19 protein-coding genes are annotated in these 23,567 nt (G+C 70.3%); 8 read left to right on the top strand and 11 right to left on the bottom strand.

Translation table 11 applies throughout. From position 1 onward, the window contains the following. Positions 1-57: 57 nt before the first annotated feature. Together IEY89_RS34245 and IEY89_RS34240 are read right to left on the bottom strand one after the other, a co-directional pair. The gene (locus tag IEY89_RS34245) at positions 58-603 is read right to left on the bottom strand and encodes a GNAT family N-acetyltransferase (protein WP_189151433.1); all 546 of its coding nucleotides are present in this window, start codon (positions 601-603) and stop codon (positions 58-60) included. A 250-nt stretch (positions 604-853) separates the two neighbouring features. Next, positions 854-1,900, bottom strand: a complete 1,047-nt coding sequence (locus IEY89_RS34240; protein WP_189151432.1) for a LacI family DNA-binding transcriptional regulator — start codon at positions 1,898-1,900, stop codon at positions 854-856. Between the two features lie 325 nt (positions 1,901-2,225). On the opposite strand from IEY89_RS34240, the gene IEY89_RS34235 reads away from it, so the two are divergent. From IEY89_RS34235 to IEY89_RS34220, 4 genes are all read left to right on the top strand, one after another. Then, positions 2,226-3,383, top strand: coding sequence for a Gfo/Idh/MocA family protein (locus tag IEY89_RS34235; protein ID WP_189151431.1), 1,158 nt, complete (start codon positions 2,226-2,228; stop codon positions 3,381-3,383). Next, on the top strand, positions 3,380-4,537 hold the full coding sequence (locus tag IEY89_RS34230; protein WP_189151430.1) for a dihydrodipicolinate synthase family protein: 1,158 nt from the start codon (positions 3,380-3,382) through the stop codon (positions 4,535-4,537). The genes IEY89_RS34235 and IEY89_RS34230 overlap by 4 nt, the downstream gene beginning before the upstream one ends. 50 nt (positions 4,538-4,587) lie before the next feature. Continuing rightward, a complete protein-coding gene (locus tag IEY89_RS34225) occupies positions 4,588-5,385 on the top strand; it encodes a sugar phosphate isomerase/epimerase family protein (protein ID WP_189151444.1) in 798 nt (265 codons plus the stop codon). Between the two features lie 325 nt (positions 5,386-5,710). After that, positions 5,711-6,358, top strand: a complete 648-nt coding sequence (locus IEY89_RS34220) for a dihydrofolate reductase family protein (RefSeq protein WP_189151429.1) — start codon at positions 5,711-5,713, stop codon at positions 6,356-6,358. A gap of 39 nt (positions 6,359-6,397) precedes the next feature. Here the strand turns inward: IEY89_RS34220 and rbsD are convergent, their stop codons facing one another. The 5 genes from rbsD to IEY89_RS34195 form a co-directional block, all read right to left on the bottom strand. Then, positions 6,398-6,793 carry a D-ribose pyranase gene (rbsD, locus tag IEY89_RS34215; RefSeq protein ID WP_189151428.1) on the bottom strand — a complete coding sequence of 132 codons (396 nt, stop codon included), beginning with the start codon at positions 6,791-6,793 and terminating at the stop codon, positions 6,398-6,400. After that, positions 6,790-7,791 (bottom strand): ribokinase, encoded by a 1,002-nt coding sequence (locus IEY89_RS34210; RefSeq protein ID WP_189151443.1) that lies wholly within the window; start codon positions 7,789-7,791, stop codon positions 6,790-6,792. Before IEY89_RS34210 ends, rbsD begins: the two co-directional genes overlap by 4 nt. 186 nt (positions 7,792-7,977) lie before the next feature. Beyond that, positions 7,978-9,933: an ABC transporter permease/substrate-binding protein gene (locus IEY89_RS34205; protein WP_189151427.1), complete on the bottom strand. Its 1,956-nt coding sequence runs from the start codon at positions 9,931-9,933 to the stop codon at positions 7,978-7,980. After that, positions 9,923-11,488, bottom strand: coding sequence for a sugar ABC transporter ATP-binding protein (locus IEY89_RS34200; RefSeq protein ID WP_189151426.1), 1,566 nt, complete (start codon positions 11,486-11,488; stop codon positions 9,923-9,925). The genes IEY89_RS34205 and IEY89_RS34200 overlap by 11 nt, the downstream gene beginning before the upstream one ends. Then, on the bottom strand, positions 11,485-12,525 hold the full coding sequence (locus IEY89_RS34195; RefSeq protein WP_189151425.1) for a LacI family DNA-binding transcriptional regulator: 1,041 nt from the start codon (positions 12,523-12,525) through the stop codon (positions 11,485-11,487). Before IEY89_RS34195 ends, IEY89_RS34200 begins: the two co-directional genes overlap by 4 nt. Positions 12,526-12,797: 272 nt before the next feature. Here IEY89_RS34195 and IEY89_RS34190 point away from each other — a divergent pair, with 272 nt between their 5' ends. The 3 genes from IEY89_RS34190 (at position 12,798) to IEY89_RS34180 (ending at position 17,049) form a co-directional block, all read left to right on the top strand. Then, a complete protein-coding gene (locus IEY89_RS34190) occupies positions 12,798-13,163 on the top strand; it encodes a cupin domain-containing protein (RefSeq protein WP_189151424.1) in 366 nt (121 codons plus the stop codon). A 71-nt stretch (positions 13,164-13,234) separates the two neighbouring features. Further along, entirely contained in the window at positions 13,235-15,499 is a 2,265-nt protein-coding gene (gene recD2 / locus IEY89_RS34185; protein WP_189151423.1) for an SF1B family DNA helicase RecD2, read from the top strand. Between the two features lie 251 nt (positions 15,500-15,750). Further along, the gene (locus tag IEY89_RS34180; protein WP_189151422.1) at positions 15,751-17,049 is read left to right on the top strand and encodes a citrate synthase; all 1,299 of its coding nucleotides are present in this window, start codon (positions 15,751-15,753) and stop codon (positions 17,047-17,049) included. Between the two features lie 782 nt (positions 17,050-17,831). Here IEY89_RS34180 and IEY89_RS34175 read toward each other — a convergent pair. Both IEY89_RS34175 and IEY89_RS34170 read right to left on the bottom strand, forming a co-directional pair. Further along, positions 17,832-20,141, bottom strand: coding sequence for a heavy metal translocating P-type ATPase (locus IEY89_RS34175; protein ID WP_189151421.1), 2,310 nt, complete (start codon positions 20,139-20,141; stop codon positions 17,832-17,834). Between the two features lie 19 nt (positions 20,142-20,160). Next, positions 20,161-20,400 (bottom strand): heavy-metal-associated domain-containing protein, encoded by a 240-nt coding sequence (locus tag IEY89_RS34170; RefSeq protein ID WP_189151420.1) that lies wholly within the window; start codon positions 20,398-20,400, stop codon positions 20,161-20,163. Positions 20,401-20,551: 151 nt separating this feature from the next. On the opposite strand from IEY89_RS34170, the gene IEY89_RS34165 reads away from it, so the two are divergent. Then, the gene (locus IEY89_RS34165) at positions 20,552-21,595 is read left to right on the top strand and encodes a zinc-dependent alcohol dehydrogenase family protein (protein ID WP_189151419.1); all 1,044 of its coding nucleotides are present in this window, start codon (positions 20,552-20,554) and stop codon (positions 21,593-21,595) included. A gap of 404 nt (positions 21,596-21,999) precedes the next feature. Here IEY89_RS34165 and IEY89_RS34160 read toward each other — a convergent pair whose 3' ends face one another. Both IEY89_RS34160 and IEY89_RS34155 read right to left on the bottom strand, forming a co-directional pair. Beyond that, positions 22,000-22,200 (bottom strand): helix-turn-helix transcriptional regulator, encoded by a 201-nt coding sequence (locus tag IEY89_RS34160; RefSeq protein ID WP_189151418.1) that lies wholly within the window; start codon positions 22,198-22,200, stop codon positions 22,000-22,002. 397 nt (positions 22,201-22,597) lie between these two features. Then, on the bottom strand, positions 22,598-23,536 hold the full coding sequence (locus IEY89_RS34155) for a sugar phosphate isomerase/epimerase family protein (protein WP_189151417.1): 939 nt from the start codon (positions 23,534-23,536) through the stop codon (positions 22,598-22,600). Between the last annotated feature and the right edge of the window lie 31 nt (positions 23,537-23,567).

Genomic DNA, 23,567 nt, shown 5'->3' with positions numbered 1-23,567 from the left:
CGCCGCCACAGTCACTACGAACGCCCCAAATCACCTGTAAACCAGATCAGTTGCTCTCTAAGAGGCGGTCGGCGTGCCGGGCCGAGCGGCGGGACTCGCGAGGTCACGGAGGTCACGGAGATCGCGGAGATCGCGGAAGTACGACAGACCGGGGCGGCCGGAGAGCTGTGTCTCGCCGACGACGGTGAACCCTGCGCGGGTCAGCACGGCCTGTGATGCCGCGTTGTCGAGTGTGGTCCCGGCACGCAGGGACGTCAGCCCGTAGCTGTTGGCCGCGAGGTCGAACAGCCCCCGCACGGCCCAAGTGGCCAGTCCTCGGCCCGTGGCACGCTCTGCGATCCGGTACCCCAGTTCGGCGCCACCGTCCGCCACATCCATGAGGTTGACGCGCCCCAGCACGTCACCTTCGGCACTGACCAGCACATGGAAGTAGCAGACACCGGCTTCCTGCTCAGCCAGCAGGGCACGGTGGCGCTCGTCGAACCGGGTGAAGTATTCATCGCCCCGGTCGGGGATCGACGCGGCGAAGTAGGCCCGGTTCTCCTGCTCGAAGGTGAGTAGCGCCGGGGCGTGGTCTGGACGGAGCAGCTGTATCTCGGGCATGGGCATGGGCAGGAATATAGGCGCCCCGCCTGCCACCCGACACGGATTTTCTGCCGCCCCGGGCACCACCTCTCATGCACCGGCGGCCCCTCTTCACCCCAGGCCCAGGTACATCCAGCCCGTCCGGCGTTCGAGGACGAGGCCCCTTCAGGGCCGACAGCGGGGGTCTGGGGGCGCAGCCCCCAGGAACGGGACGGGACGGGTAGGGGCGGCGGGGGCGAAGAAACTCCACCCCGCCCCCCACAGCCCCCTACTTCCGCGGCACCCCCGAAGACCCCCGAACCATCAGCTCCCCCCGAGCCGTAGCGATCCCCCCGGGCGGCGGCTCCTCACGCCCCATCGCGATCCGCCCCGCCCGAGCCCCCGCCTCCGCCAACGGCAACCGCACCGTCGTCAGCGAAGGCCACGCATCCACGCTGAACGGCAGATCATCGAACCCGGCGACGGACACGTCGTCCGGAATCCGCCGCCCCGACTCCCGCAACGCCGCGCACGCCCCGATCGCGACGGAGTCGTTCGCGGCGACCACAGCCGTCAGCGAAGGGTCCCGGCGCAACAGCTCCAGCGTGGCCTCGTACCCCGACCGACGGTCGTACCGCCCGTAAACGGTCCACCGCGGGTCCTCCTCGATCCCGTGGACCGCCAGCGCCGCCCGGTGCCCCTCCAGCCGGTGCCGCGTCGTCGTCCGCTCCTCCGGCCCCGCGATGTACCCCAGCCGCCGGTGCCCGAGCCCGATCAGGTGCTCGGTCAGCTCCTGCCCGCCCCCGCGGTTGTCGAAGGTCAGTGCGATCGCCGACGTGTCCGGCGCCGGCGGGCGCCCGCACAGCACCACCCTCGTCCCCGCGTCCGCGAGCCGCCGCAGCTTCGCCGAGACGGCCGCCAGGTGCGCCGGGTTCTCCACCGCGCCGCCGGTCAGCACGACCGCCGCCGCGCGCTGCCGCTGCAACAGGGTGAGGTACGTCAGCTCGCGCTCCGGAGAGCCGCCCGTGTTGCACACGACCGCCAGCCGTTCGCCGCCCGCGCGCCCGCCCGGGCCGGAGACCTCCGACTGGATCGCGCTCGCCATGATCCCGAAGAAGGGGTCGGCGATGTCGTTGACGAGAATCCCGACCAGGTCGGACGTGGCCGCGGCGAGCGCGCTCGCGGGGCCGTTGAGCACGTAGTCCAGCTCGTCGACAGCGCGCAGCACCCGCTCGCGGGTGGAGGCGGCCACGGGATAGTTCCCGTTCAGTACGCGCGACACCGTCGCGGGCGAGACCTGCGCGCGGGCCGCCACGTCCGCCAGGGTCACCGTCATGTCGTCGTCCTCCGGTCGCGCATCATGTCGTCCATCACGTCGCTGTGAGTTGTCGTATTTTGCGTCTTCGCGTCCATGCCGATGCAGACCCTATGACCTTCGGCCGCCCCACGACCGCCCTTCGACCCCTCTTGTTCGTCCCCTCGAACAATTCGGCGTCTCTGTGCTCTTGTCCAGACCGCTGCACAGAGGCTAGCTTCTCCCTGTATAGAAAGCGCTTGCTGCAACGCTTGCCAGTAGGGCTGCCGGAGGCTGCTCTCCCACCGGGCGTACGCGGCGCGGACACCGCGTACCCCGCCCCTGTGGCACCTACGAAGGGAAAGACGTGACACGCAAGACGGTGCGTATCGCCATGAACGGCGTGACCGGGCGCATGGGCTATCGCCAGCACCTGGTCCGCTCGATCCTCGCCCTGCGCGACCAGGGCGGTCTCGACCTCGGCGACGGCACCGTGCTGTGGCCGGAGCCGATCCTGGTCGGCCGCCGCGAGCACGCGCTGAAGGCGCTCGCCGAGCAGCACGGCCTGGACCCGCGGAACATCTCCACCGACGTGGACGAGGTCCTCGCCGACCCGACCGTCGACATCTACTTCGACGCGCAGGTCACCTCCGCGCGCGAGGAGTCGATCAGGAAGGCGATCGCGGCGGGCAAGCACATCTACACGGAGAAGCCCACCGCCACCGGTCTCGACGGCGCGCTGGAGCTGGCCCGGCTGGCGAACGCGGCCGGTGTGCGCCACGGCGTCGTCCAGGACAAGCTGTTCCTCCCGGGCCTGCTGAAGCTCAAGCGCCTCATCGACGGCGGTTTCTTCGGCCGCATCCTCTCCATCCGGGGCGAGTTCGGCTACTGGGTCTTCGAGGGCGACTGGCAGAGCGCCCAGCGCCCGAGCTGGAACTACCGCTCCGAGGACGGCGGCGGCATCGTCGTCGACATGTTCCCGCACTGGGAGTACGTGCTCCACGAGCTGTTCGGCCGGGTGAAGTCGGTCCAGGCCCTCACCGCCACCCACATCCCGCAGCGCTGGGACGAGAACGACAAGCCGTACGACGCCACCGCCGACGACGCCGCCTACGGCATCTTCGAACTCGAGGGCGGCGCCATCGCCCAGATCAACTCCTCCTGGGCCGTGCGCGTCAACCGCGACGAGCTGGTGGAGTTCCAGGTCGACGGGACGGAGGGCTCGGCCGTCGCCGGTCTGCGCAACTGCCGCGTCCAGCACCGCAGTTCGACTCCGAAGCCGGTCTGGAACCCGGACATCCCGGCGACCTACTCCTTCCGCGACCAGTGGCAGGAGATCCCGGACAACGCCGAGTTCGACAACGGCTTCAAGGCCCAGTGGGAGCTGTTCCTCAAGCACGTCTACGCCGACGCGCCCTACCAGTGGGACCTGCTGGCCGGCGCCCGCGGTGTCCAGCTCGCCGAACTGGGCCTGAAGTCCTCGGCGGAGGGCATCCGTCTCGACGTACCGGAGATCTCGCTGTGACCATCCAACTCCCGGACGCCACAGGGGTGTTGCGAGCGTACGAGCCACGTGCCACCCCCCTCGCGCTCACCCCCGGCACCCCCTTCACCTCCCGTACGGTCTACTCGGCGGCCCACGTCGTCGCCGACCCGTACGCGGACGTGTCCCCGGACTCCCCGGCCGCCGTCGACTGGGACGCGACCCTCGCCTTCCGCCGCCATCTGTGGTCCCACGGACTCGGCGTCGCCGAGGCGATGGACACCGCCCAGCGCGGCATGGGCCTCGACTGGGTCGGCGCGGCGGAACTGATCCGCAGGTCGGCCGCCGAGGCCAGGTCGGTCGGAGGTCTCATCGCCTGCGGCGTCGGCACCGACCAACTCACCGCCCCCGGCGCCTCCTTGGCGGACATCCGCAAGGCGTACGAGGAGCAGCTCGCCCTCGTCGAGGAGGCGGGCGCCCGGACGATCCTGATGGCGTCCCGCGCTCTGGCCGCGGCGGCGAAGGGTCCCGAGGACTACCTCGACATCTACGCCCATCTGCTGCGCCAGTCCGCCGAGCCGGTGGTCCTGCACTGGCTGGGCCCGATGTTCGACCCGGCGCTGGAGGGCTACTGGGGGTCGAGCGACCTCGACGCGGCGACCGACACCTTCCTCGATGTCATCGCCGCCCACCCCGACAAGGTGGACGGCATCAAGGTGTCGCTCCTCGACGCCCAGCGCGAGATCGACATCCGTCGCCGCCTTCCGCAGGGCGTGCGCTGCTACACGGGTGACGACTTCAACTACCCCGAACTGATCGCGGGCGACGAGCAGGGCTTCAGCCACGCCCTCCTCGGCATCTTCGACCCACTGGGCCCGCTGGCGGCGCAGGCGGTACGCGTCCTCGACACCGGGAACACGGCGGGTTTCCGCGAACTCCTCGACCCCACGGTCGAGTTGTCCCGGCATCTCTTCCAGACGCCCACGCGCTTCTACAAGACGGGCGTGGTGTTCCTGGCCTGGCTGGCCGGCCACCAGTCGCACTTCACCATGGTCGGCGGGCTGCAGTCGGCCCGATCCCTCCCGCACTTCACCCGTGCCTACCAACTCGCCGACGGGCTGGGCCTGTTCCCGGACCCCAAGCTGGCGGAGGAACGGATGAAGAACCTGCTGTCCCTGTACGGAGTGGCCCAGTGAGCCCATTGAGCAGCGGCGCCGCGGATCTCTCGCGCTTCAGCATCAACCAGATGACGGTGAAGCAGCTGAGCCTGCCCGAACTGGCCGACTCCTGCCTGGAGTTGGGCGTCCCCGGGGTGGGCCTGTGGCGTGCGCCGGTCCAGGAGTACGGCGTCGAGGCGGCGGCGAAACTGCTCCGCGACGCGGGCCTCGCCGTCACCACCCTCTGCCGGGGCGGCTTCTTCACCGCGATCGACCCGGCGGAGCGGGCGGCGGCCCTGGCCGACAACCGCCGGGCGATCGACGAGGCGGCCACCCTCGGCACGGACACCCTCGTCCTGGTGTCGGGCGGCCTGCCGGCCGGGTCGAAGGACCTGTACGGCGCCCGGGAGCGCATCGCCGACGCGCTCACCGAGCTGGGCCCGTACGCCGAGAAGCACGGCGTACGGCTGGCCATCGAGCCGCTCCACCCCATGTACGCCGCCGACCGCTGCGTGGTCTCGACGCTCACCCAGGCCCTCGACCTCGCGGAACGCTTCCCCGCCCACCAGGTCGGCGTCGCGGTGGACACGTACCACATCTGGTGGGACGACAACGCGCCCGCGCAGATCGCCCGCGCCGGAGCCGGTGGCCGTATCCACACCTTCCAACTCGCCGACTGGACCACCCCGTTGCCGGAGGGTGTCCTCAACGGCCGCGGTCAGATCGGCGACGGCTCGATCGACATGCGGGAGTGGAGGACGTACGTCGAGGCGGCCGGTTACACCGGTCCCATCGAGGTCGAGCTGTTCAACGACGCGTTGTGGGCCCGGGACGGGCGCGAGGTGCTGGCGGAGACCGCGGCGCGGTTCGTGGAGCACGCGGCGTAACGGCTGTCCGGCCGCGGAACCGTCCGTATCCGGTGGGACGCCGGGTGCGGACGGTTTCTTGCCGCAGCGGGCCTCGGCGGCAGCCGAAGAAAATTCTGGCCCCCCGTACAACCCTCCCCCCGCCTTGCCGGTCGTACCTGTCATCGGGGCTTCTGGAGGGGGATCCGGGGGGATCGCGGGGGTTTCGATACGGAGGGGAAGCCGAGGGGGCCCGGTCGACGGACCGGGCCCCCTCGAAGCTGTCCCCGGCCATATCCCGTTCCGGTGGCGCACGACCCGGCGGTCCGAGGAGACTGGAGCGGCGGAGAAGAAGGAGGCGTCAGCCATGTCACTCGCCCGCGTCCACAACTTCACCATCTCGCTCGACGGCTTCGGCACCGGTGAGGGACTGAGCCGTGACGCGCCGTTCGGCCACGCCGGCGAGAGGCTGCACCAGTGGATGTTCACCACCCGGTTCTGGCACGAGATGACCGGCCAGTCCGGCGGGACCGGCGGCATCGACGACGCCTTCGCGCAGCAGTTCGCCCCCGGTATCGGCGCCGAGATCATGGGGGCCGGGAAGTTCGGCCCGCCCGGCTGGCACGACGACCCGGAGTGGAAGGGGTGGTGGGGGCCCAACCCGCCTTTCCACACACCGACGTTCATCCTCACCCACCACCAGCGCCCGCCGATCGAGATGGAGGGCGGCACGACGTTCCACTTCCTCGACACGTCGCCCGCCAAGGCGCTCGCGACGGCCCGCGAGGCAGCGGGCGGCCAGGACGTACGCATCGGCGGTGGGCCCACCGTCGTCCGTGACTTCCTCGCCGCCGGACTCGTCGACCATCTGCACGTCGTGGTGGTCCCCGTGCTGCTGGGCCGGGGCGTACGCCTCTGGGACGGGCTGGAGGACATCGAGAAGGACTACGAGGTCGAGGCCACGTCCTCGCCCACCGGGGTCACGCATGTGACCTTCACCCGAGCGGCCCGCTGAAGCGCCTCACATCGACCCGGACCCAGAAGAAGACCCGCCTCAGAAGAACACCCCGCACCGCAACAGCACGTTCGCGTACGGCCGTGCCTCTCCCGTGCGCACGATCAGCCGTGCCCCCGCCGACAACTCCTTGAGACGCTCGTGCGGGACGAGCACGAGGGCGGGGTCGGGAAAGTGCCCGGCCAGCAGCTTCGCGGCCCCCGGATTCGCCTCCCGGACCTCCGTCGCCGCTGTCGCCCCCTCCACCACCAGCTCGGTCAGCAACCCGTCGAGCACCTCCGCGAAGGACGGCACCCCGGCCCGGAAGGCCAGGTCGACGACGCGCGGCCCGGCCGGGATCGGCATACCGGCGTCGCACACCAGTACCCTGTCGCCATGGCCCAACTCGGCCAGCGCGCCCGCGAGATGACGGTTCAGGATTCCGCCGCGCTTCACTGGAACTCACCTCGCACGGTCTCGCCGGTCGACTGTCCCGAGCCGCTTTTCCGGCCGGGGGTCCGGGGGGTGTCCCCCGGGAGAGCACAGCACAGGGCCTCGACCTCCTGGGACGTAGGGAAGGAATCCTGGGCCCCCGGCCGCGTCACCGCGGCGGCGCCCACCCGGGCCGCGTACCCCGCCGCCTGTGCCAGTGACTCGCCGGCGCCCAGCCGCCACGCCAGCGCGGCGGTGAACGCGTCGCCCGCCCCCGTCGTGTCCACGGCCTCCACGGGCACCGACGGCACCCGTACCCGCTCCCCGGCCCGTACGGCGATCAGCGCGCCCTCCGCGCCCAGGGTGATGACGACCGAGCGCGGCCCGAGCGCGAGGAGAGTCTTCGCCCAGTCCTCCGGCGAGTCGCCCAACTCGGCGTCCGCACCGGCGATCACCCGGGCCTCGTGCTCGTTCACGATCAACGGGTCGCAGGCGGCCAGGACTTCACGCGGCAACGGGCGAGGAGGGGACGGGTTGAGGACGAAACGGCCCTCGGGGGACAGGTTCCGTACGACCTCCACGACCGACTCCAGCGGAATCTCCAGCTGCGCCGACACCACCCGCGCGGCCTGGAACAGGCTTCCCGCGGCCCGGATGTCCTCGGGCGACAGCCGTCCGTTGGCCCCCGGCGACACCACGATGCTGTTGTCGCCGGACGGGTCCACCGTGATCAGCGCGACCCCCGTCGGCGCCCCGCCCACCAGGACGCCCACCGTGTCGACACCGGCGTCCCGCATCGAGTCGAGCAGCAGGCGGCCGTGGCCGTCGTTGCCGACCCGCGCCAGCAACGCCGTACGGGCCCCCAACCGGGCTGCGGCGACCGCCTGGTTGGCGCCCTTGCCACCCGGGTGGACGACCAGGTCGGAGCCGAGCACCGTCTCACCGGCAGCGGGCCGCCGCTCGACCACGGTCACCAGGTCGGCGTTGGCCGATCCCACGACCAGCAGGTCGTAGTCGTACATGAACAGTCTCCCCATACCCGTCAGTTGTACCGGCCGCCGGTCGGTCAGTAGGTCGGTTCGGCCGGTCTGCCAGTGAGCAGGCCGGGCAGCCTCGACAAAAGGCTCCCGGCCTGCCACCACTCCTCACGCTCTTCTCAGCGCTCTCCTAAGCGTTCCGCGAAGCTACTTCCCGGAGAGAGGCGTGGCTCAGCCGCCGAACGCCGCCACGTTCTCCTTCGTGACCACCTTCACCGGCACCATCACCGCCTTCTCGACGCCCTTGCCCTCGGCGACCCGCAGCGCGTTCTGCACCGCGATCCGCCCGAGCTCCTTGGGCTGCTGGGCGACCGACGCGTACAGCGAACCGTCCGCGACCGCCTTCAGTCCGTCGGGCGTACCGTCGAAGCCGATCACCTGCACCGACGTGCCCGCCTTGCCGCCCAGCGCCTTGATCGCGCCGAGTGCCATCTCGTCGTTCTCGGCGAAGACACCGTTGATGCCGGGGTTGGCCTGGAGGAGGTTGGTCATGACGTCCAGGCCCTTGGTGCGGTCCCAGTCGGCGGGCTGCCTGGCGACGACCTTGATGCCCGGGTAGGCCTTCAGGCCCTCGGTGAAGCCGGCGCCGCGCTCACGGCTCGCGGAGGTGCCCGCCTGGCCCTGGAGGACGACGATCGTGCCCGTGCCGCCCAGCTTCTCGGCGAGGGCCTTCGCGGCCAGCCTGCCGCCGAGCGTGTTGTCGGAGGCGACGAGCGTCGCGGTGTCCGCGTTGTTGACCGAACGGTCGACCGCGACGAGCGGGATACCGGACTTGTTCACGGCCCGCGCGGCCGGTCCCGTCGCATCCGAGTCCACCGGGTTGACGATGATCGCCCCGAGGCCCGAACTGGTGAAGTTCTCCAGCTGATTGGCCTGCTGCGAGGCGTCGTTCTGGGCGTCCGTGACGGTCAGGTCCACGCCCAGCTTCTTGGCCTCCGCCTGGGCGCCGGCCCGGATCTGCACGAAGAAGGGGTTGTTCAGCGTCGACAGGGACAGGCCCACCTTCTGGTTCGTCGCGGACGACGAACCGTTGTGCAGCAGCGAGGTGGCGCCCACGATCGCCGTCGCGACCACCGCTGCCACCACGTACGTCAGCGCCTGCTTGCGCCGGTCCCCGCCGCCGGAGGCCCCGGCGGGCGCCACCGTCGCCCCGCTCTTCCGCCGAACCGTGTCGAGCAGCACCGCCAGCGCGATCACGACACCGATGACGACCTGCTGCCAGAACGCGGACACGGAAAGGAGGTTGAGGCCGTTCCTGAGCACCGCCAGGATCAGCGCACCGATCAGCGTCCCGGACGCCTTACCGGTACCACCGGCCAGCGAAGCCCCACCAATGACGACCGCCGCGATGGCGTCCAGCTCGTACCCCTGTGCGGCCTGCGGCTGCGCGGAGGACAGCCGTGACGCGAGCACGATGCCCGCGGCGGCGGCGAACAGCCCGGACAGCGCGTAGATCGCCAGCTTCTGCTTCTTCACCCGGAGCCCGGAGAGCCGGGCCGCCTCCTCGTTGCCGCCGATCGCGTACATGGAACGGCCCAGGTAAGTACGGCCGAGGATGAACGCGGTGACGAGCCCCATGGCCACCATCACCAGCACGGGCACCGGCAGCCAGCCGCCCAGCGTGTCACCGAGGTGCGAGACGGACGACGGGAACGCGATCGGCGAACCCTGCGAGATCACCAGGGACAGACCGCGCCCCACCGACAGCATGGCGAGCGTGGCGATGAACGGCGGCAGTTTGCCGTACGAGATCAGGAAGCCGTTGACCAGGCCGCACGCGATGCCCGTGACGACGGCCAGCAGGACCGCTATCGGGACCGGTACGCCCTCCGAGGTCGCCGCCCAGGCAAGGACGGTGGCCGACAGGGCGGCGACGGAACCGACCGACAGATCGATGCCCGCCGAGACGATCACGAAGGTGACGCCGAAGGCGAGGACGGCGGTCACGGCCGCCTGGACGCCCACGTTGAGCAGGTTGTCCGTCGTCAGGAAGTCGCCGGACAGCGCCGACATCGCGATGACGAGGACGATGAGCGCCGTCAGCGCGCCGTTGTCGAGCAGGACGCGGCGCAGGCCGCTCGTGGCGCCACTCGCGCCCGTCGTGCTCTTGAGCGTGTCAGTGGCCACGAGAGCCCTCCACTTCGTTCCCGGAGTTGTCGACGGAGTTGTCGATCGAGTTGATGTTCGAGGTGATGTTCGTGCCGACGGCGAGTGCCATCACGGAGTCCTGGGTGGCCTCGGCGGCCGTGAGTTCACCGGCGATCCGGCCCTGCGCCATCACCAGCACCCGGTCGCTCATCCCGAGCACCTCGGGCAGATCGCTGGAGATCATCAGTACGGCGGCACCGGCGGACGTCAGCTCGTTGATCAGCTGGTAGATCTCGACCTTGGCACCGACGTCGATACCGCGCGTCGGCTCGTCGAGGATCAGCACCCTGGTGTTCGCGAGCAGCCACTTGCCGATGACGACCTTCTGCTGGTTGCCGCCGGAGAGGGTGCGCACCTGCTGGCCGAGCCCTGCCATCCGTACGCCCAACTGCTCGGCGACCTTCGCGGCGGCGGCCCGCTGCCCCCTGAGGTCGACCAGCCCGCCCCTGGTCGCGGCCCGCAGGGTGACCAGGCCGAGGTTCTCCTCGACCGAGGCGTCGAGCACCAGCCCCTGCCCCTTGCGGTCCTCGGGCACGAGCCCGATCCCGGCGGCCATGGCGGCCCCGACATCGCTCCCGCGCACGACGGCGCCCGCCACGGACACGGAACCCCTGTCGTACGGATCGGCGCCGAACACCGCGCGCGCGACCTCCGTACGCCCGGCCCCCACCAGCCCCGCGATGCCGACGACCTCACCGGCCCGCACCTCGAAGCCCACGTCGTGGAAGACACCGTCCCGGGTGAGCCCTTCCACCGTGAGGAGAGCGGCGCCAGGCTCGGCGGCCTCGCGCGGGTACTGCTGTTCGATCGACCGCCCGACCATGAGCCGTACGAGCTCGTCCTCGGGCGTGTCGGCGGGCACCTGGCCGACGCTTCTACCGTCCCGGATCACCGTCACCCGGTCCCCCAGGGCGGCGATCTCCTCCAGGTGATGGGTGATGAAGACGATCCCGACGCCGTCCTCGCGCAGCGAGCGCACGATCGCGAACAGCTTCTCGACCTCTTCGGAGGTGAGGACGGCGGTCGGCTCGTCCATGATCAGGACGCGCGCGTCCAGGCTCAGCGCCTTCGCGATCTCGACCATCTGGAGCCGTGCGATACCGAGTTCACGCACCCGCGCGCGTGGGGACACGTTCACACCCACGCGATCGAGGAGCGCGGCGGCGTCGGCCTCCATCCGCTTCCGGTCGATCATCCCGTAGCGGCGCGGCTGCCGCCCCAGGAAGATGTTCTCGGCGACCGTCAGATCGGGTACGAGGTTGAACTCCTGGTAGATGGTGGCGATCCCGAGACGCTCGGAGTCCTGCGCCCCGTGGATACGGGTCTCCTCGCCGTCGACGAGGACGCGGCCGGCGTCGGGGCGGTAGGCGCCGGAGAGCATCTTGATGAGGGTGCTCTTGCCCGCGCCGTTCTCACCGAGCAGTACGTGCACCTCACCGCGGCGAAGATCGAAGTCGACGCCGTCGAGCGCGACCACGCCGGGGAAGGACTTCCGTATGCCTTCGATGCGCAGCAACTCGTCCGGGTTGCTCACGACAGGCTCCTGTTCGTTGCGGGGGGCTGTTCGGATGGGGTCGGGGCCGGCTGGCCGCACGACCGCCGTACGACGAGGTGCGCGGCCAGCGTCACGGACTGCGGAGGGCGTCCCTCGATCATGTCGACGAGGGCCCGGACGGCGGCCCGCCCCAGCTCACCGGTCGGCTGCGCGATCGCCGTGACGGGCGGATCGGTGTGCACGAACCACGGGATGTCGTCGAAGGCCGCGAGCGCGATGTCCTGCGGAACCCGCATCCCACGCGCGCGTACGGCGTCCAGGGCGCCCAGCGCCATCAGGTTGTCGGCCGCGAAGACGACCTCGGGCGGCTCGGCCAGGTCGAGGAAGGCGTCCGTCACCCGGCGCCCGCTCTCGGCCTGGAAGTCGCCCTGCCCTGTGTAGGCGTCGGGGAGCGGCAGCCCGTACTCGGCGAGGGCCTCCCGGAAGGCCTCGACGCGCTCACTGCCGGTGGTGGTGGCCGCCGGACCCGCGATGATCGCGAGCCGCCGGTGCCCGAGCCCGTACAGGTGGGAGACGAGATCGCGGACCGCCGCGCGCCCGTCCGCCCGTACGACCGGCACGTCCACGCCGGGGATCCAGCGGTCCACGAAGACCATCGGGGTGCCCCCGCGCGCGGTGTCCAGCATCAGCGGGGAACCGCCGTCGGTGGGGGAGACGAGGAGGCCGTCGATACGGCGGTCCAGCAGGGTCCGTACGTGGTGGTCCTGGAGGTCGGGGCGTTCGTCGGCGTTGCCGATGACCACGCTGTAGCCGAGGGCGCGGGCCTCCTCCTCGACCGAGCGGGCCAGGGTCGTGAAGTACGGGTTCATCACATCGCTGATGACCAGGCCGAGGGTGCGGGTCTGGTCGGTGCGCAGGGAGCGGGCGACGGCGTTCGGGCGGTAGCCCAGCGCCTCGACGGCGGCCAGCACGCGTGCGCGTGCGTCCGCGCTGACGGACGGATGGTCGTTCAGGACCCGCGACACCGTGGCGACGGACACGCCCGCCTCGGCGGCGACGTCCTTGATGCTCGCCATCGCCGGACCACCTCCTTGTGGTTCCGTAGTCGTGTGGAATCGTTTACACGACTGACTGGAGACAGATTGGAATCGATTACACAGACGTAAACAAGCCCCTGGCCGATTCTCGATACCGGATCGTGATGCGCGTGGCCAGGACGAGCGGGCACGCCGGGTCCCCGGCGCCTCGGCCGTGCGGTCGCGGGCCCCGGCGGGCCGGGCCAGGCTTGACGTACGGACCAGTTCCCGCTGGGCCGACCAGGTCCGTCACGGGCCGGAGCGGAGGAATCATGACGGCGACGACTCGGAACGACGTTCCCATCGCGCTCGAAGGCGATGGCGTGGAGCTGCGTACGCAGGTGATCGGCGGGGGCCTCTCGGTCGGCTATGTGACCCTGCCGCGGGGTGCGGACATGACGCCGGTGTTCAAGGGCCTGCCCGGCGACGCCTGCCAGTGCCCGCACTGGGGCTACCTGGTCAAGGGCCGGCTGCTGATGCACACCGACGAGGGCGACGAGACGTACGAGGCGGGACAGGCGTACTACTGGGCGCCCGGCCATGTGCCGGAGGCCCTTGAGGACTGCGAGTTCGTGGAGTTCTCCCCGACGGAGGACTTCAGGACGGTGCTGGACCACATCAAGTCCGCCATGGGGTGACGGCCTTCGGGGGAGGGGGCGTTGTCCACAGGCCCAGGCGGCCTGTCGGTGCCGGGCGGTAGCGTCGGATCATGTCGAATCAGGCGGTCGGTCCGAAACAGGCGGCGCAGGGGGAACGGCGCCTGGCCGTCCTCGAAGGCGTCCTGGAGCGGATCACGTACGCCAACGAGGAGAACGGCTACACGGTCGCCCGCGTCGACACCGGCCGCGGCGCCGGTGACCTCCTCACGGTCGTGGGCGCGCTGCTCGGCGCCCAGGTCGGCGAGTCCCTGCGCATGGAAGGCCGTTGGGGCTCCCACCAGCAGTACGGCAAGCAGTTCACGGTCGAGAACTACACGACCGTCCTGCCCGCCACCGTCCAGGGCATGCGCCGCTATCTCGGCTCGGGCCTGGTCAAGGGCATCGGCCCGGTCTTCGCCGACCGGATCACCCAGCACTTCGGCCTGGACACCCTCCGGATCATCGAGGAGGAGCCCAAGCGGCTCATCGAGGTGCCGGGCCTCGGTCCCAAGCGCACCAGGAAGATCGCCGACGCCTGGGAGGAGCAGAAGGCGATCAAGGAGGTCATGCTCTTCCTCCAGAGTGTCGAGGTCTCCACGTCCATCGCCGTGCGCATCTACAAGAAGTACGGCGACGCCTCGATCTCCGTCGTCAGGAACCAGCCCTACCGCCTCGCCTCCGACGTCTGGGGCATCGGCTTCCTCACCGCCGACAAGATCGCCCAGTCCGTCGGCATCCCGCACGACAGCCCCGAGCGCGTCAAGGCGGGCCTCCAGTACGCCCTTTCGCAGTCCACCGACCAGGGCCACTGCTATCTCCCCGAGGAACGGCTGATCGCGGACGCGGTGAAGCTCCTCCAGGTCGACACGGGCCTCGTCATCGAGTGTCTCGCCGAACTCGCGGCGCCCCCGGAGGAGGGCGAGGACCCCGGTGTCGTACGGGAGAAGGTCCCCGGCCCCGAGGGCGACTCGGAGCCCGTGACGGCCGTGTACCTGGTCCCCTTCCACCGCGCCGAACTCTCCCTCTCCGCCCAGCTGTTGCGCCTCCTGCGCACCGGCGAGGACCGGATGCCCGCCTTCCACGACGTGGCCTGGGACAAGGCGCTGGCGTGGCTCCAGGGGCGTACGGGGGCCGATCTCGCCCCCGAGCAGGAGGCCGCCGTCCGACTCGCGCTGACGCAGAAGGTCGCCGTCCTCACCGGCGGACCGGGCTGCGGCAAGTCCTTCACGGTCCGCTCGATCGTCGAGCTGGCGCGCGCCAAGAAGGCCAAGGTCGTGCTGGCCGCCCCGACCGGCCGCGCCGCCAAGCGCCTCGCCGAACTCACCGGCGCCGAGGCCTCCACCGTCCACCGCCTCCTGGAGCTGAAGCCCGGCGGCGACGCGGCCTACGACAGGGACCGCCCTCTCGACGCCGACCTCGTGGTGGTGGACGAGGCCTCGATGCTGGACCTGCTGCTCGCCAACAAGCTGGCGAAGGCGGTCGCGCCGGGCGCGCACCTGTTGTTCGTCGGGGACGTGGACCAACTCCCCAGCGTCGGCGCCGGGGAGGTCCTGCGGGACATGCTGGCCGACGGCAGCCCGGTCCCCGCCGTCCGGCTCACCAAGGTCTTCCGGCAGGCCCAGCAGTCGGGCGTGGTGACGAACGCGCACCGGATCAACTCCGGGCAGCATCCGGTCACCGACGGCATGAAGGACTTCTTCCTCTTCGTCGAGGACGACACGGAGGAGGCCGGCCGGCTCACCGTGGATGTGGCCGCACGGCGAATTCCGGCCAAGTTCGGCCTCGACCCCCGGCGGGACGTCCAGGTGCTCGCGCCGATGCACCGGGGCCCGGCGGGCGCCGGAAACCTCAACGGACTGCTCCAGCAGGCGATCACCCCGGGCCGCCCCGACCTCCCCGAGAAGCGGTTCGGCGGCCGGGTCTTCCGCGTCGGCGACAAGGTCACGCAGATCCGCAACAACTACGACAAGGGTGAGAACGGCGTCTTCAACGGCACCGTCGGCGTCGTCACCTCGCTCGACGAGGTGGAGCAGCGCCTCACCGTACTGACGGACGAGGACGAGGAGGTGCCGTACGACTTCGATGAGCTGGACGAACTCGCCCACGCGTACGCCGTGACCATCCACCGCTCCCAGGGCAGCGAGTACCCGGCGGTGGTCGTCCCGGTCACCACGGGTGCCTGGATGATGCTCCAGCGCAACCTTTTGTATACGGCCGTGACCCGGGCGAAGAAGCTGGTGGTCCTCGTCGGTTCACGCAAGGCGATAGGCCAGGCGGTGCGCACGGTGTCGGCGGGACGGCGTTGTACGGCACTGGACTTCCGGCTGCGCTCGTAGCCGCGGCAGCCCGTCGCGACCGTCGTGGATGTCGCAACGATCGCGAACAATGATCGATCAAATGAGTCACAAAGGTCACAGGGCACTTCCGGAACCAGGGCGAAGGGGGGCAGGATGAGTAGGTTGGCGGCACTCAGTGCCGCCAATAGGCCCAATGGTCGACCCCGAGTGCACTCTCCTGCGCCAAATGGGGGATGGTAGAGACAGTCAGGGCACCTCGAAGAAGAGGCACAACGTCGGTGAGGGATGACGTGAGCGAGCACACCAACAACGCTGTAGTACTGCGGTTCGGCGACGGCGAGTACACCTACCCGGTGATCGACAGCACCGTCGGCGACAAGGGCTTCGACATCGGGAAGCTCCGAGCTCAGACCGGTCTGGTCACTCTGGACAGCGGCTACGGAAACACGGCCGCCTATAAATCCGCAGTCACCTACCTCGATGGTGAGCAGGGCATCCTCCGGTACCGCGGGTACCCGATCGAGCAGCTCGCCGAGCGCTCCACCTTCCTTGAGGTGGCGTTCCTGCTGATCAACGGCGAGCTTCCGACCGTGGACGAGCTCTCCCTGTTCAGGAACGAGATCACGCAGCACACCCTGCTGCACGAGGACGTCAAGAACTTCTACCGCGGCTTCCCCCGTGACGCGCACCCGATGGCGATGCTGTCGTCGGTCGTCTCGGCGCTGTCGACCTTCTACCAGGACAGCCACAACCCGTTCGACGAGAAGCAGCGCAACCTCTCGACGATCCGGCTGCTCGCCAAGCTTCCGACGATCGCCGCGTACGCGTACAAGAAGTCGATCGGTCACCCGTTCGTCTACCCGCGCAACGACCTCGGTTACGTCGAGAACTTCCTCCGTATGACGTTCTCGGTGCCGGCGCAGGAGTACGACCTCGACCCGGTCGTCGTCTCCGCCCTGGACAAGCTGCTGATCCTGCACGCCGACCACGAGCAGAACTGTTCGACGTCGACGGTCCGGCTGGTCGGCTCCTCGCAGGCCAACATGTTCGCGTCGATCTCGGCCGGTATCTCCGCGCTCTGGGGCCCGCTGCACGGCGGCGCCAACCAGTCGGTGCTGGAGATGCTGGAGGGCATCCAGGCCAACGGCGGCGATGTCGACTCCTTCATCCGCAAGGTGAAGAACAAGGAGGACGGCGTCCGCCTGATGGGCTTCGGCCACCGGGTGTACAAGTCCTTCGACCCGCGCGCGAAGATCATCAAGGCTGCCGCGCACGACGTCCTCTCGGCCCTCGGCAAGTCCGACGAACTGCTGGACATCGCGCTGAAGCTGGAGGAGCACGCGCTCTCCGACGACTACTTCGTCTCGCGCAACCTCTACCCGAACGTCGACTTCTACACCGGCCTCATCTACCGCGCGATGGGCTTCCCGACCGAGATGTTCACGGTCCTGTTCGCCCTCGGCCGCCTCCCGGGCTGGATCGCCCAGTGGCACGAGATGATCAAGGAGCCGGGCTCGCGCATCGGCCGCCCCCGCCAGATCTACACGGGCGTGGTGGAGCGCGACTTCGTGCCGGTGGAGCAGCGTTGAGCAGTCGGTCTCGCTGAGCTTGTAACGCCGGGCGCGCCTGCACGTTCACGCCGGTTCGCCCGGCGAGTGAGCCGAAGGGCGCGCCTGTGTCGAGAGTTCGAGCGCGTGGAGGCCCGCCGGGTCGAGCACGGTCGGGCTCTCGACACAGGCTGTAGCGCCCGGAGGCGAACCGAGCCACAAGAGAAAAACAGAAGGCGCCCTGCCGACGGTCCCCCCACGGGCCGGCGTACAGGGCGCCTTCCCATGTCCCGGTGCGGATTCCCCCCACGGGATCCGGCCGGGCGTTTCGGAGGACAGCGCCTGAATTCGCTATCACTGGTGTGCAGGCCGCCTGGGCGACCGTTGTTGTGCTACCGCCATAGTGACGGCTGTTGAGCAAAACGAGCAAAACTCGCCGTACTCCTGCTGTGTGCGATCTGCCGGGACGCGCACGCTGGGGTGGGCCGCTCAAGCTTCCCGGTGTACGTGTCCCGGCAACGCATCTCCGAGGACGTCCCCCAAGACATCCTCAGACGTCGTTCAACGCCCCCCAAGACGCTGTCCGACATCGCCAACTTAGACCTTTGAAGCCCTTCGATGGTTACGTTCACAGCAGTGTGATCTGCGTCTCCCGCATATGTCCTCGAGGTACGCCGGATCCCGGTTGTCGCGACCGGGGCCCAAGCGTAAGGATGATGCGCGAGCCTTGTGAAGAGCTTATGTGAGGCTGGCGTTGGACTCCATAGGGACTATGGCACCGACTTGTGCGTACTGCCGGTAACTTCGGCAGGGAGGAGCCGATCTCAGCGGAACGTGCGCAGACGGAGGCTGTTCGTCACCACGAAGACCGAGGAAAAGGCCATCGCGGCCCCCGCGATCATCGGGTTCAGCAGCCCGGCAGCGGCAAGCGGCAGCGCGGCCACGTTGTAGCCGAACGCCCACGCCAGGTTGCCCTTGATGGTCGCGAGCGTCTTCCGGGACAGCCGGATGGCGTCCGCGGCCACCCGTAGATCCCCGCGCACCAGCGTCAGATCACTCGCCTCGATCGCCGCGTCCGTGCCCGTACCCATCGCCAGGCCCAGATCGGCCGTGGCCAGCGCCGCCGCGTCGTTCACCCCGTCGCCGACCATCGCGACGGTCCGCCCCTCGGCCTGGAGCCGTCGTACGGCGTCGACCTTCTCCTCGGGCAGGACTTCCGCGATCACCTGGTCGATCCCGACGGCCTTCGCCACCGCCTGGGCCACCGCCCGGTTGTCCCCGGTCAGCAGCACCGGCGTGAGCCCCAGCTCGCGCAGCTCGCGCACGGCCTCGGCGCTGGTCTCCTTGACCGCGTCGGCGACGGTGAGGACACCGCGCGCCACGCCGTCCCAGGCCACCACGACGGCCGTACGTCCGCTGCTCTCGGCCTCCGCCTTCGCGTGGGCCAACTCCTCCGGGAGCGGCCCCGACAGCCCGTCCACGAGCCGTCCCACGGCCACCTCGTGCCCGTCGACGCGCCCTCGCACGCCCCGCCCGGGCACGTTCTCGAAGTTCTCGGCCTCCGGCAGTGTCCCGACCCGCTCCGCCGCCCCCGCGGCGACCGCTCGGGCGACCGGGTGCTCGGAGGCGTGCTCGAGGGCGCCCGCGAGCCGCAGCACCTGCTTCTCGTCGGCGCCCTCCGCGACGTACACCTCCTGGAGGGTCATACGGCCCGTGGTGACCGTGCCCGTCTTGTCCAGGACGATCGTGTCGACGCGGCGCGTGGACTCCAGGACCTCGGGGCCCTTGATGAGGATGCCGAGCTGCGCCCCGCGCCCCGTGCCGACCATCAGCGCGGTCGGGGTGGCGAGGCCCAGCGCACACGGGCAGGCGATGATCAGGACGGCGACGGCGGCGGTGAAGGCGGCGACCGTGTCGCCCGTGACGCCGAGCCAGCCGCCGAACGTACCGGCCGCGATCAGCAGCACCACCGGTACGAAGATCCCGGAGATCCGGTCGGCGAGCCGCTGCACGTCGGCCTTGCCGTTCTGCGCGTCCTCCACCAGCCGGGCCATCCGCGCGAGCTGGGTGTCCGCGCCGACCCGGGTCGCCTCGACGACCAGTCGGCCCCCGGCGTTCACGGTCGCGCCCGTGACGGCGTCCCCGGCACTCACGTCGACCGGCACGGACTCGCCGGTCAGCATCGACGCGTCGACCGCCGAGGCTCCCTCGACGACCGTGCCGTCGGTGGAGATCTTCTCCCCGGGCCGTACGACGAACCGGTCACCGATCGCCAACTCGCCGACCGGAACGCGCACTTCACGCCCCCCGCGCAGTACGGAGACATCCTTCGCGCCCAGTTCCATGAGCGCCCGCAGGGCCGCGCCCGAGCGCCGCTTGGCGCGGGCCTCCAGATAGCGCCCCAGCAGGATGAACGCGACGACCCCGGCGGCGACTTCGAGGTAGATCTCCGCGGAGCCGCCGGTGCGGGAGGCGGTGAACGAGAAGCTCTCCCGTATCCCCATCCCGGTCATCCCGTCCGTACCGGTCATCCCTGGCATCCCCGCCATGCCCGGTGTCACGGGCCTGCCCGCGTCGCCCCAGAACAGCGCCCACAGGGACCAGCCGTACGCGGCGAGCGTGCCGACCGACACGAGGGTGTCCATGGTGGCCGCGCCGTGCCGCGCGTTGGTGAACGCGGCCCGGTGGAAGGGCAGTCCGCCCCAGACGACGACCGGCGAGGTCAGCGTCAGCGCGAGCCACCGCCAGTTGTCGAACTGGAGCGCGGGAATCATGGACATCAGGACGACGGGCGCGGCGAGCAGTACGGAGACGACGAGCCGCTCCCGCAGACCGGCCAGTTCGGGGTCCGTGTCCTGCTCGGCAGCGGGCGCCTCAGTCACAGCCGGCGGGGGCGGCTCCTCGGCCGTGTACCCCGTCCTCACGACGGTGGCGATCAGATCGTCGACCCCGACCCCGTCGCCGTACGCGATCTTCGCCTTCTCCGTCGCGTAGTTGACCGTGGCGAGGACGCCGTCCATGCGGTTGAGCTTCTTCTCGACGCGGGCCGCGCAGCTGGCACACGTCATCCCGCCGATGGTCAGCTCGACCTCATGGGGGGTGACTGCCGGGGTCTCGGTGCTGGTGCTGGTCATGGTCGCCGCGTCCGTACGGTCAGGCCCGGCCGGCCAGCTCGAAGCCCGCCTCGTCCACCGCGGCGCGCACGGCGGCCTCGTCGAGCGGGGCCTCGGACACCACGGTGACCTCACCGGTGGCGGCGACGGCCTTCACCGAGGTGACGCCGGCAAGCTCGGAGAGCTCGGTCGAGACCGAGCCCTCGCAGTGCCCGCAGCTCATGCCGGTCACCTGGTAGACGGCGGTGACGGAACCGGGGGTGTCGGTCTGGGCGGTCATGTCGTTGCTCCTCTTCGAGGTGTCATCGAGGGCGTCGTCGTGGCGCACGTGCCCTGTGAGTCTCACACTACTATACCCCTGGGGGGTACTTTGCTCGTGTCAGTGGCAAGATCTCCGGTACGGGGGACGGCGACGGTGAGGGCGAGGGCGTATGCGTGCGGTGGTGTTCGAGCGGTACAGGGAGCCGGCCGAGGTGCGGGAGGTACCGGACCCGGTGCCCGCGCCGCACGGTGTCGTGGTGCGCGTCGAGGCCACCGGGCTGTGCCGGAGCGACTGGCACGGCTGGATGGGCCACGACCCCGACATCGCGCTGCCGCACGTGCCCGGCCATGAACTCGCCGGTGTCGTCGAGGCGGTCGGCGCCGGGGTGGGCGGCTGGCGGGCCGGGGACCGGGTCACGGTGCCCTTCGTCTGCGCCTGCGGGAGCTGCCCGTCCTGCGCGGCCGGTGACCAGCAGGTGTGCGAGCGGCAGACCCAGCCCGGGTTCACGCACTGGGGCTCGTTCGCGGAGTTCGTGGCGCTGGACCACGCCGACGTGAACCTCGTCGCCATGCCGGAGGAGATGTCCTTCGGGACGGCGGCCTCGCTGGGCTGCCGGTTCGCGACGGCGTACCGGGCGGTGGTCCAGCTCGGGCGGGTGTCGGCGGGGGAGTGGGTCGCCGTGCACGGGTGCGGTGGCGTGGGCCTCTCCGCGGTGATGATCGCGGCGGCCTCCGGTGCCCGGGTCGTCGCTGTCGACGTGTCCCCCGGGGCACTGGAACTGGCGCGGAAGTTCGGCGCGGCGGAGTGCGTGAACGCGGCCACCACCGGCGACACGGCAGCGGCGGTACGTGAACTGACCGGCGGCGGTGCTCAGTTGTCGCTGGACGCGCTCGGCTCACCGGTCACCTGCGCGGCCTCGGTCAGCGGCCTGCGCCGCCGTGGCCGCCATGTGCAGGTCGGCCTGCTCCCGTCGGACACCGGTACGACACCCGTCCCGATGGCCCGCGTTGTCGCTCTCGAGCTCCAACTCCTGGGCAGCCACGGCATGGCCGCCCACACCTACCCGCCGATGCTGGAGTCGGTGGCGGCGGGCGTCCTGCGGCCGGACCTGCTGGTCACCTCCACCATCCCGCTGACCGAGTCCCCGGCCGCGCTGGCGGCGATGGGGGCGGGGCCGGGGGCGGGGGTGACGGTCATCGAGCCGTGGCGCTGACCTCTTCGAGGCCGGGACACCCGCGGTGTGCGGCACATCCGTGGGAGAGGACCGACATGCGTACGGCGTCGATCCACTCGCCCTGGTCAGGTCGTGAGGGCCGTGTCCGTCAGCGGCCTCCGGCCGCGGGGGCCTCCCGGGCTCGGACCACGCACAGGATGCGTGGCGCCACCCGGGGTCGAGTAGGCCGGGGACCAGCTCGCCCAAGACCGTTCGGGGCGCGCGGCTGAACGGACTCACGCCCGCTCAGCCCACAGGAACGGTTGAAGGCGAAGACGTGCAACGCCACGCGGTGCGGGCTCCCATGTCTGGATCCTCGGCTTCCCCCCTCGTATGCCCCGGCGGACCAGTAACGGCCGCGCCCCGCTCGTGACGGGCGGGGCACGGCCGGGGCTCGGGGTGTCTCAGCCGTCTCTTCGGCCGCGGTTGCCGGGGCGGGCCGCGACCCATGCCCGTACGGTGTCGGCGTACCAGTAGGGCTTGCCGCCCTCCACATGGTCGGGGGCGGGCAGCAGACCGTGTTTGCGGTACGACCGCACGGTGTCCGGCTGGACACGGATGTGTGCGGCGATCTCTTTGTACGACCAGAGCCGTCGGTCGGTCATCGGTGCACCTCCCTGTCGCGTGCGTCACGGGGTCGGCCAGGGTCGGCCGTCGGGGGAGCCGGACGCTGCGCTGGCGATCACAAAGCCATTGCCCGTTAAACGACCTTTGGTTACCCCTAGTGATCACCTGTTGACGTCATGTGACGTAGAATCCGCGTACGCGCGACATGTGTGACAGGAGAGGGGCTTTTGTGACACGAGTGATGAAAAGGCGCACGCCCACAGGCCGGAGTGGCTCGTTGACCTGCGGGGTGCACGCCGATAGGGAAGAGGGTGGCGGACGTGGAGGGGGCTGGTAAGTCCCCGGTGCGGGTCAGCGCCCCCTAAGAGGCGCGGGGAACTGCGCGACCAGCCCCCACCGGCCCGCGGATGGGGGAACCGCCGATCCCGCGGAGCGCTACGCCCCGCAGGACCTCAGGAACGCTCGCGTCCGCTGTGCGATCGGCAGCGGCTTGTCCGGCTCGCACGGGTACATGTCCTGCTCGACGATCGCGAACAGGTCCACGTCCAGCTTTTGGGCGGCGGCCAGGACGGGCCCCAACTCCGGCACCCCGGCCGGGGGTTCGCACATGACACCGCGGGCTACCGCCGGGCCGAACGGAACCTCGTTCGCCCGTACGTCCGCGAGGATCTCGGGGTCGACCTGCTTGAGGTGCAGGTAGCCGATCCGCTCGCCGTAGGTCTCGATCAGCTTGACGCTGTCGCCGCCGCAGTAGGCGTAGTGGCCCGTGTCCAGGCACAGCGAGACGAGCGACGAGTCGGTGCCGTCGAGGAAGCGGGTGACGTTCGCCTCGCTGTCGATGTGGGTGTCGGCGTGCGGGTGGACGACGATCTGCAGGCCGTACCGCTCCCGCACCTCGTGCCCGAGCCGCTCGGTCAGCGTGGTCAGGTTGCGCCACTGCTCGGGCGTCAGCGTGTCCGGCTCCAGCACCTCACCGGTCTTGTCGTCCCGCCAGAAGGACGGGATGACCACCAGGTGGGACGCGCCCATGGCCTGGGCGAGCACCGCGTTGTCCGCGACGTGCGCCCAGGTCTTCTCCCAGACGGACTCGCCATGGTGCAGCCCGGTGAAGACCGTGCCGGCGGAGACCTTCAGCCCGCGCCTGGCCGTCTCCTCGGTGAGGACGGCCGGGTCGGTCGGCAGGTACCCGTACGGGCCCAGCTCGATCCACTCGTAGCCGGACTGCGAGACCTCGTCGAGGAAGCGCTGCCAGGGAACCTGCTGGGGGTCGTCCGGGAACCACACGCCCCAGGAGTCTGGCGCCGAGCCGACCCGGATGCGTGACAGCGGGGGACTTGACTGGGAGGAAGCGGAGGAAGGGGACACCGTAGTCATGGGCGTCAGCTTCAGCCGATGCCTGGACGCG

The organism is Streptomyces lacrimifluminis (assembly GCF_014646095.1).
Classification (GTDB): domain Bacteria; phylum Actinomycetota; class Actinomycetes; order Streptomycetales; family Streptomycetaceae; genus Streptomyces; species Streptomyces lacrimifluminis.
Note: the sequence above shows the minus strand (reverse complement) of the source record. Positions and strands in the feature narration are given on the sequence as shown.

Excerpts from the sequence above, each read along its gene's own strand:
- recD2 (WP_189151423.1), top strand. The coding sequence starts at position 13,235 with ATGTCGAATCAGGCGGTCGGTCCGAAACAGGCGGCGCAGGGGGAACGG.
- IEY89_RS34165 (WP_189151419.1), top strand. The coding sequence starts at position 20,552 with ATGCGTGCGGTGGTGTTCGAGCGGTACAGGGAGCCGGCCGAGGTGCGG.
- IEY89_RS34240 (WP_189151432.1), bottom strand. The coding sequence starts at position 1,900 with ATGACGGTGACCCTGGCGGACGTGGCGGCCCGCGCGCAGGTCTCGCCC.
- IEY89_RS34210 (WP_189151443.1), bottom strand. The coding sequence starts at position 7,791 with ATGTACGACTACGACCTGCTGGTCGTGGGATCGGCCAACGCCGACCTG.
- IEY89_RS34160 (WP_189151418.1), bottom strand. The coding sequence starts at position 22,200 with ATGACCGACCGACGGCTCTGGTCGTACAAAGAGATCGCCGCACACATC.
- IEY89_RS34170 (WP_189151420.1), bottom strand. The coding sequence starts at position 20,400 with ATGACCGCCCAGACCGACACCCCCGGTTCCGTCACCGCCGTCTACCAG.
- IEY89_RS34155 (WP_189151417.1), bottom strand. The coding sequence starts at position 23,536 with ATGACTACGGTGTCCCCTTCCTCCGCTTCCTCCCAGTCAAGTCCCCCG.
- IEY89_RS34195 (WP_189151425.1), bottom strand. The coding sequence starts at position 12,525 with ATGGCGAGCATCAAGGACGTCGCCGCCGAGGCGGGCGTGTCCGTCGCC.
- IEY89_RS34175 (WP_189151421.1), bottom strand. The coding sequence starts at position 20,141 with ATGACCAGCACCAGCACCGAGACCCCGGCAGTCACCCCCCATGAGGTC.
- IEY89_RS34245 (WP_189151433.1), bottom strand. The coding sequence starts at position 603 with ATGCCCGAGATACAGCTGCTCCGTCCAGACCACGCCCCGGCGCTACTC.
- IEY89_RS34220 (WP_189151429.1), top strand. The coding sequence starts at position 5,711 with ATGTCACTCGCCCGCGTCCACAACTTCACCATCTCGCTCGACGGCTTC.
- IEY89_RS34190 (WP_189151424.1), top strand. The coding sequence starts at position 12,798 with ATGACGGCGACGACTCGGAACGACGTTCCCATCGCGCTCGAAGGCGAT.
- IEY89_RS34225 (WP_189151444.1), top strand. The coding sequence starts at position 4,588 with ATGACGGTGAAGCAGCTGAGCCTGCCCGAACTGGCCGACTCCTGCCTG.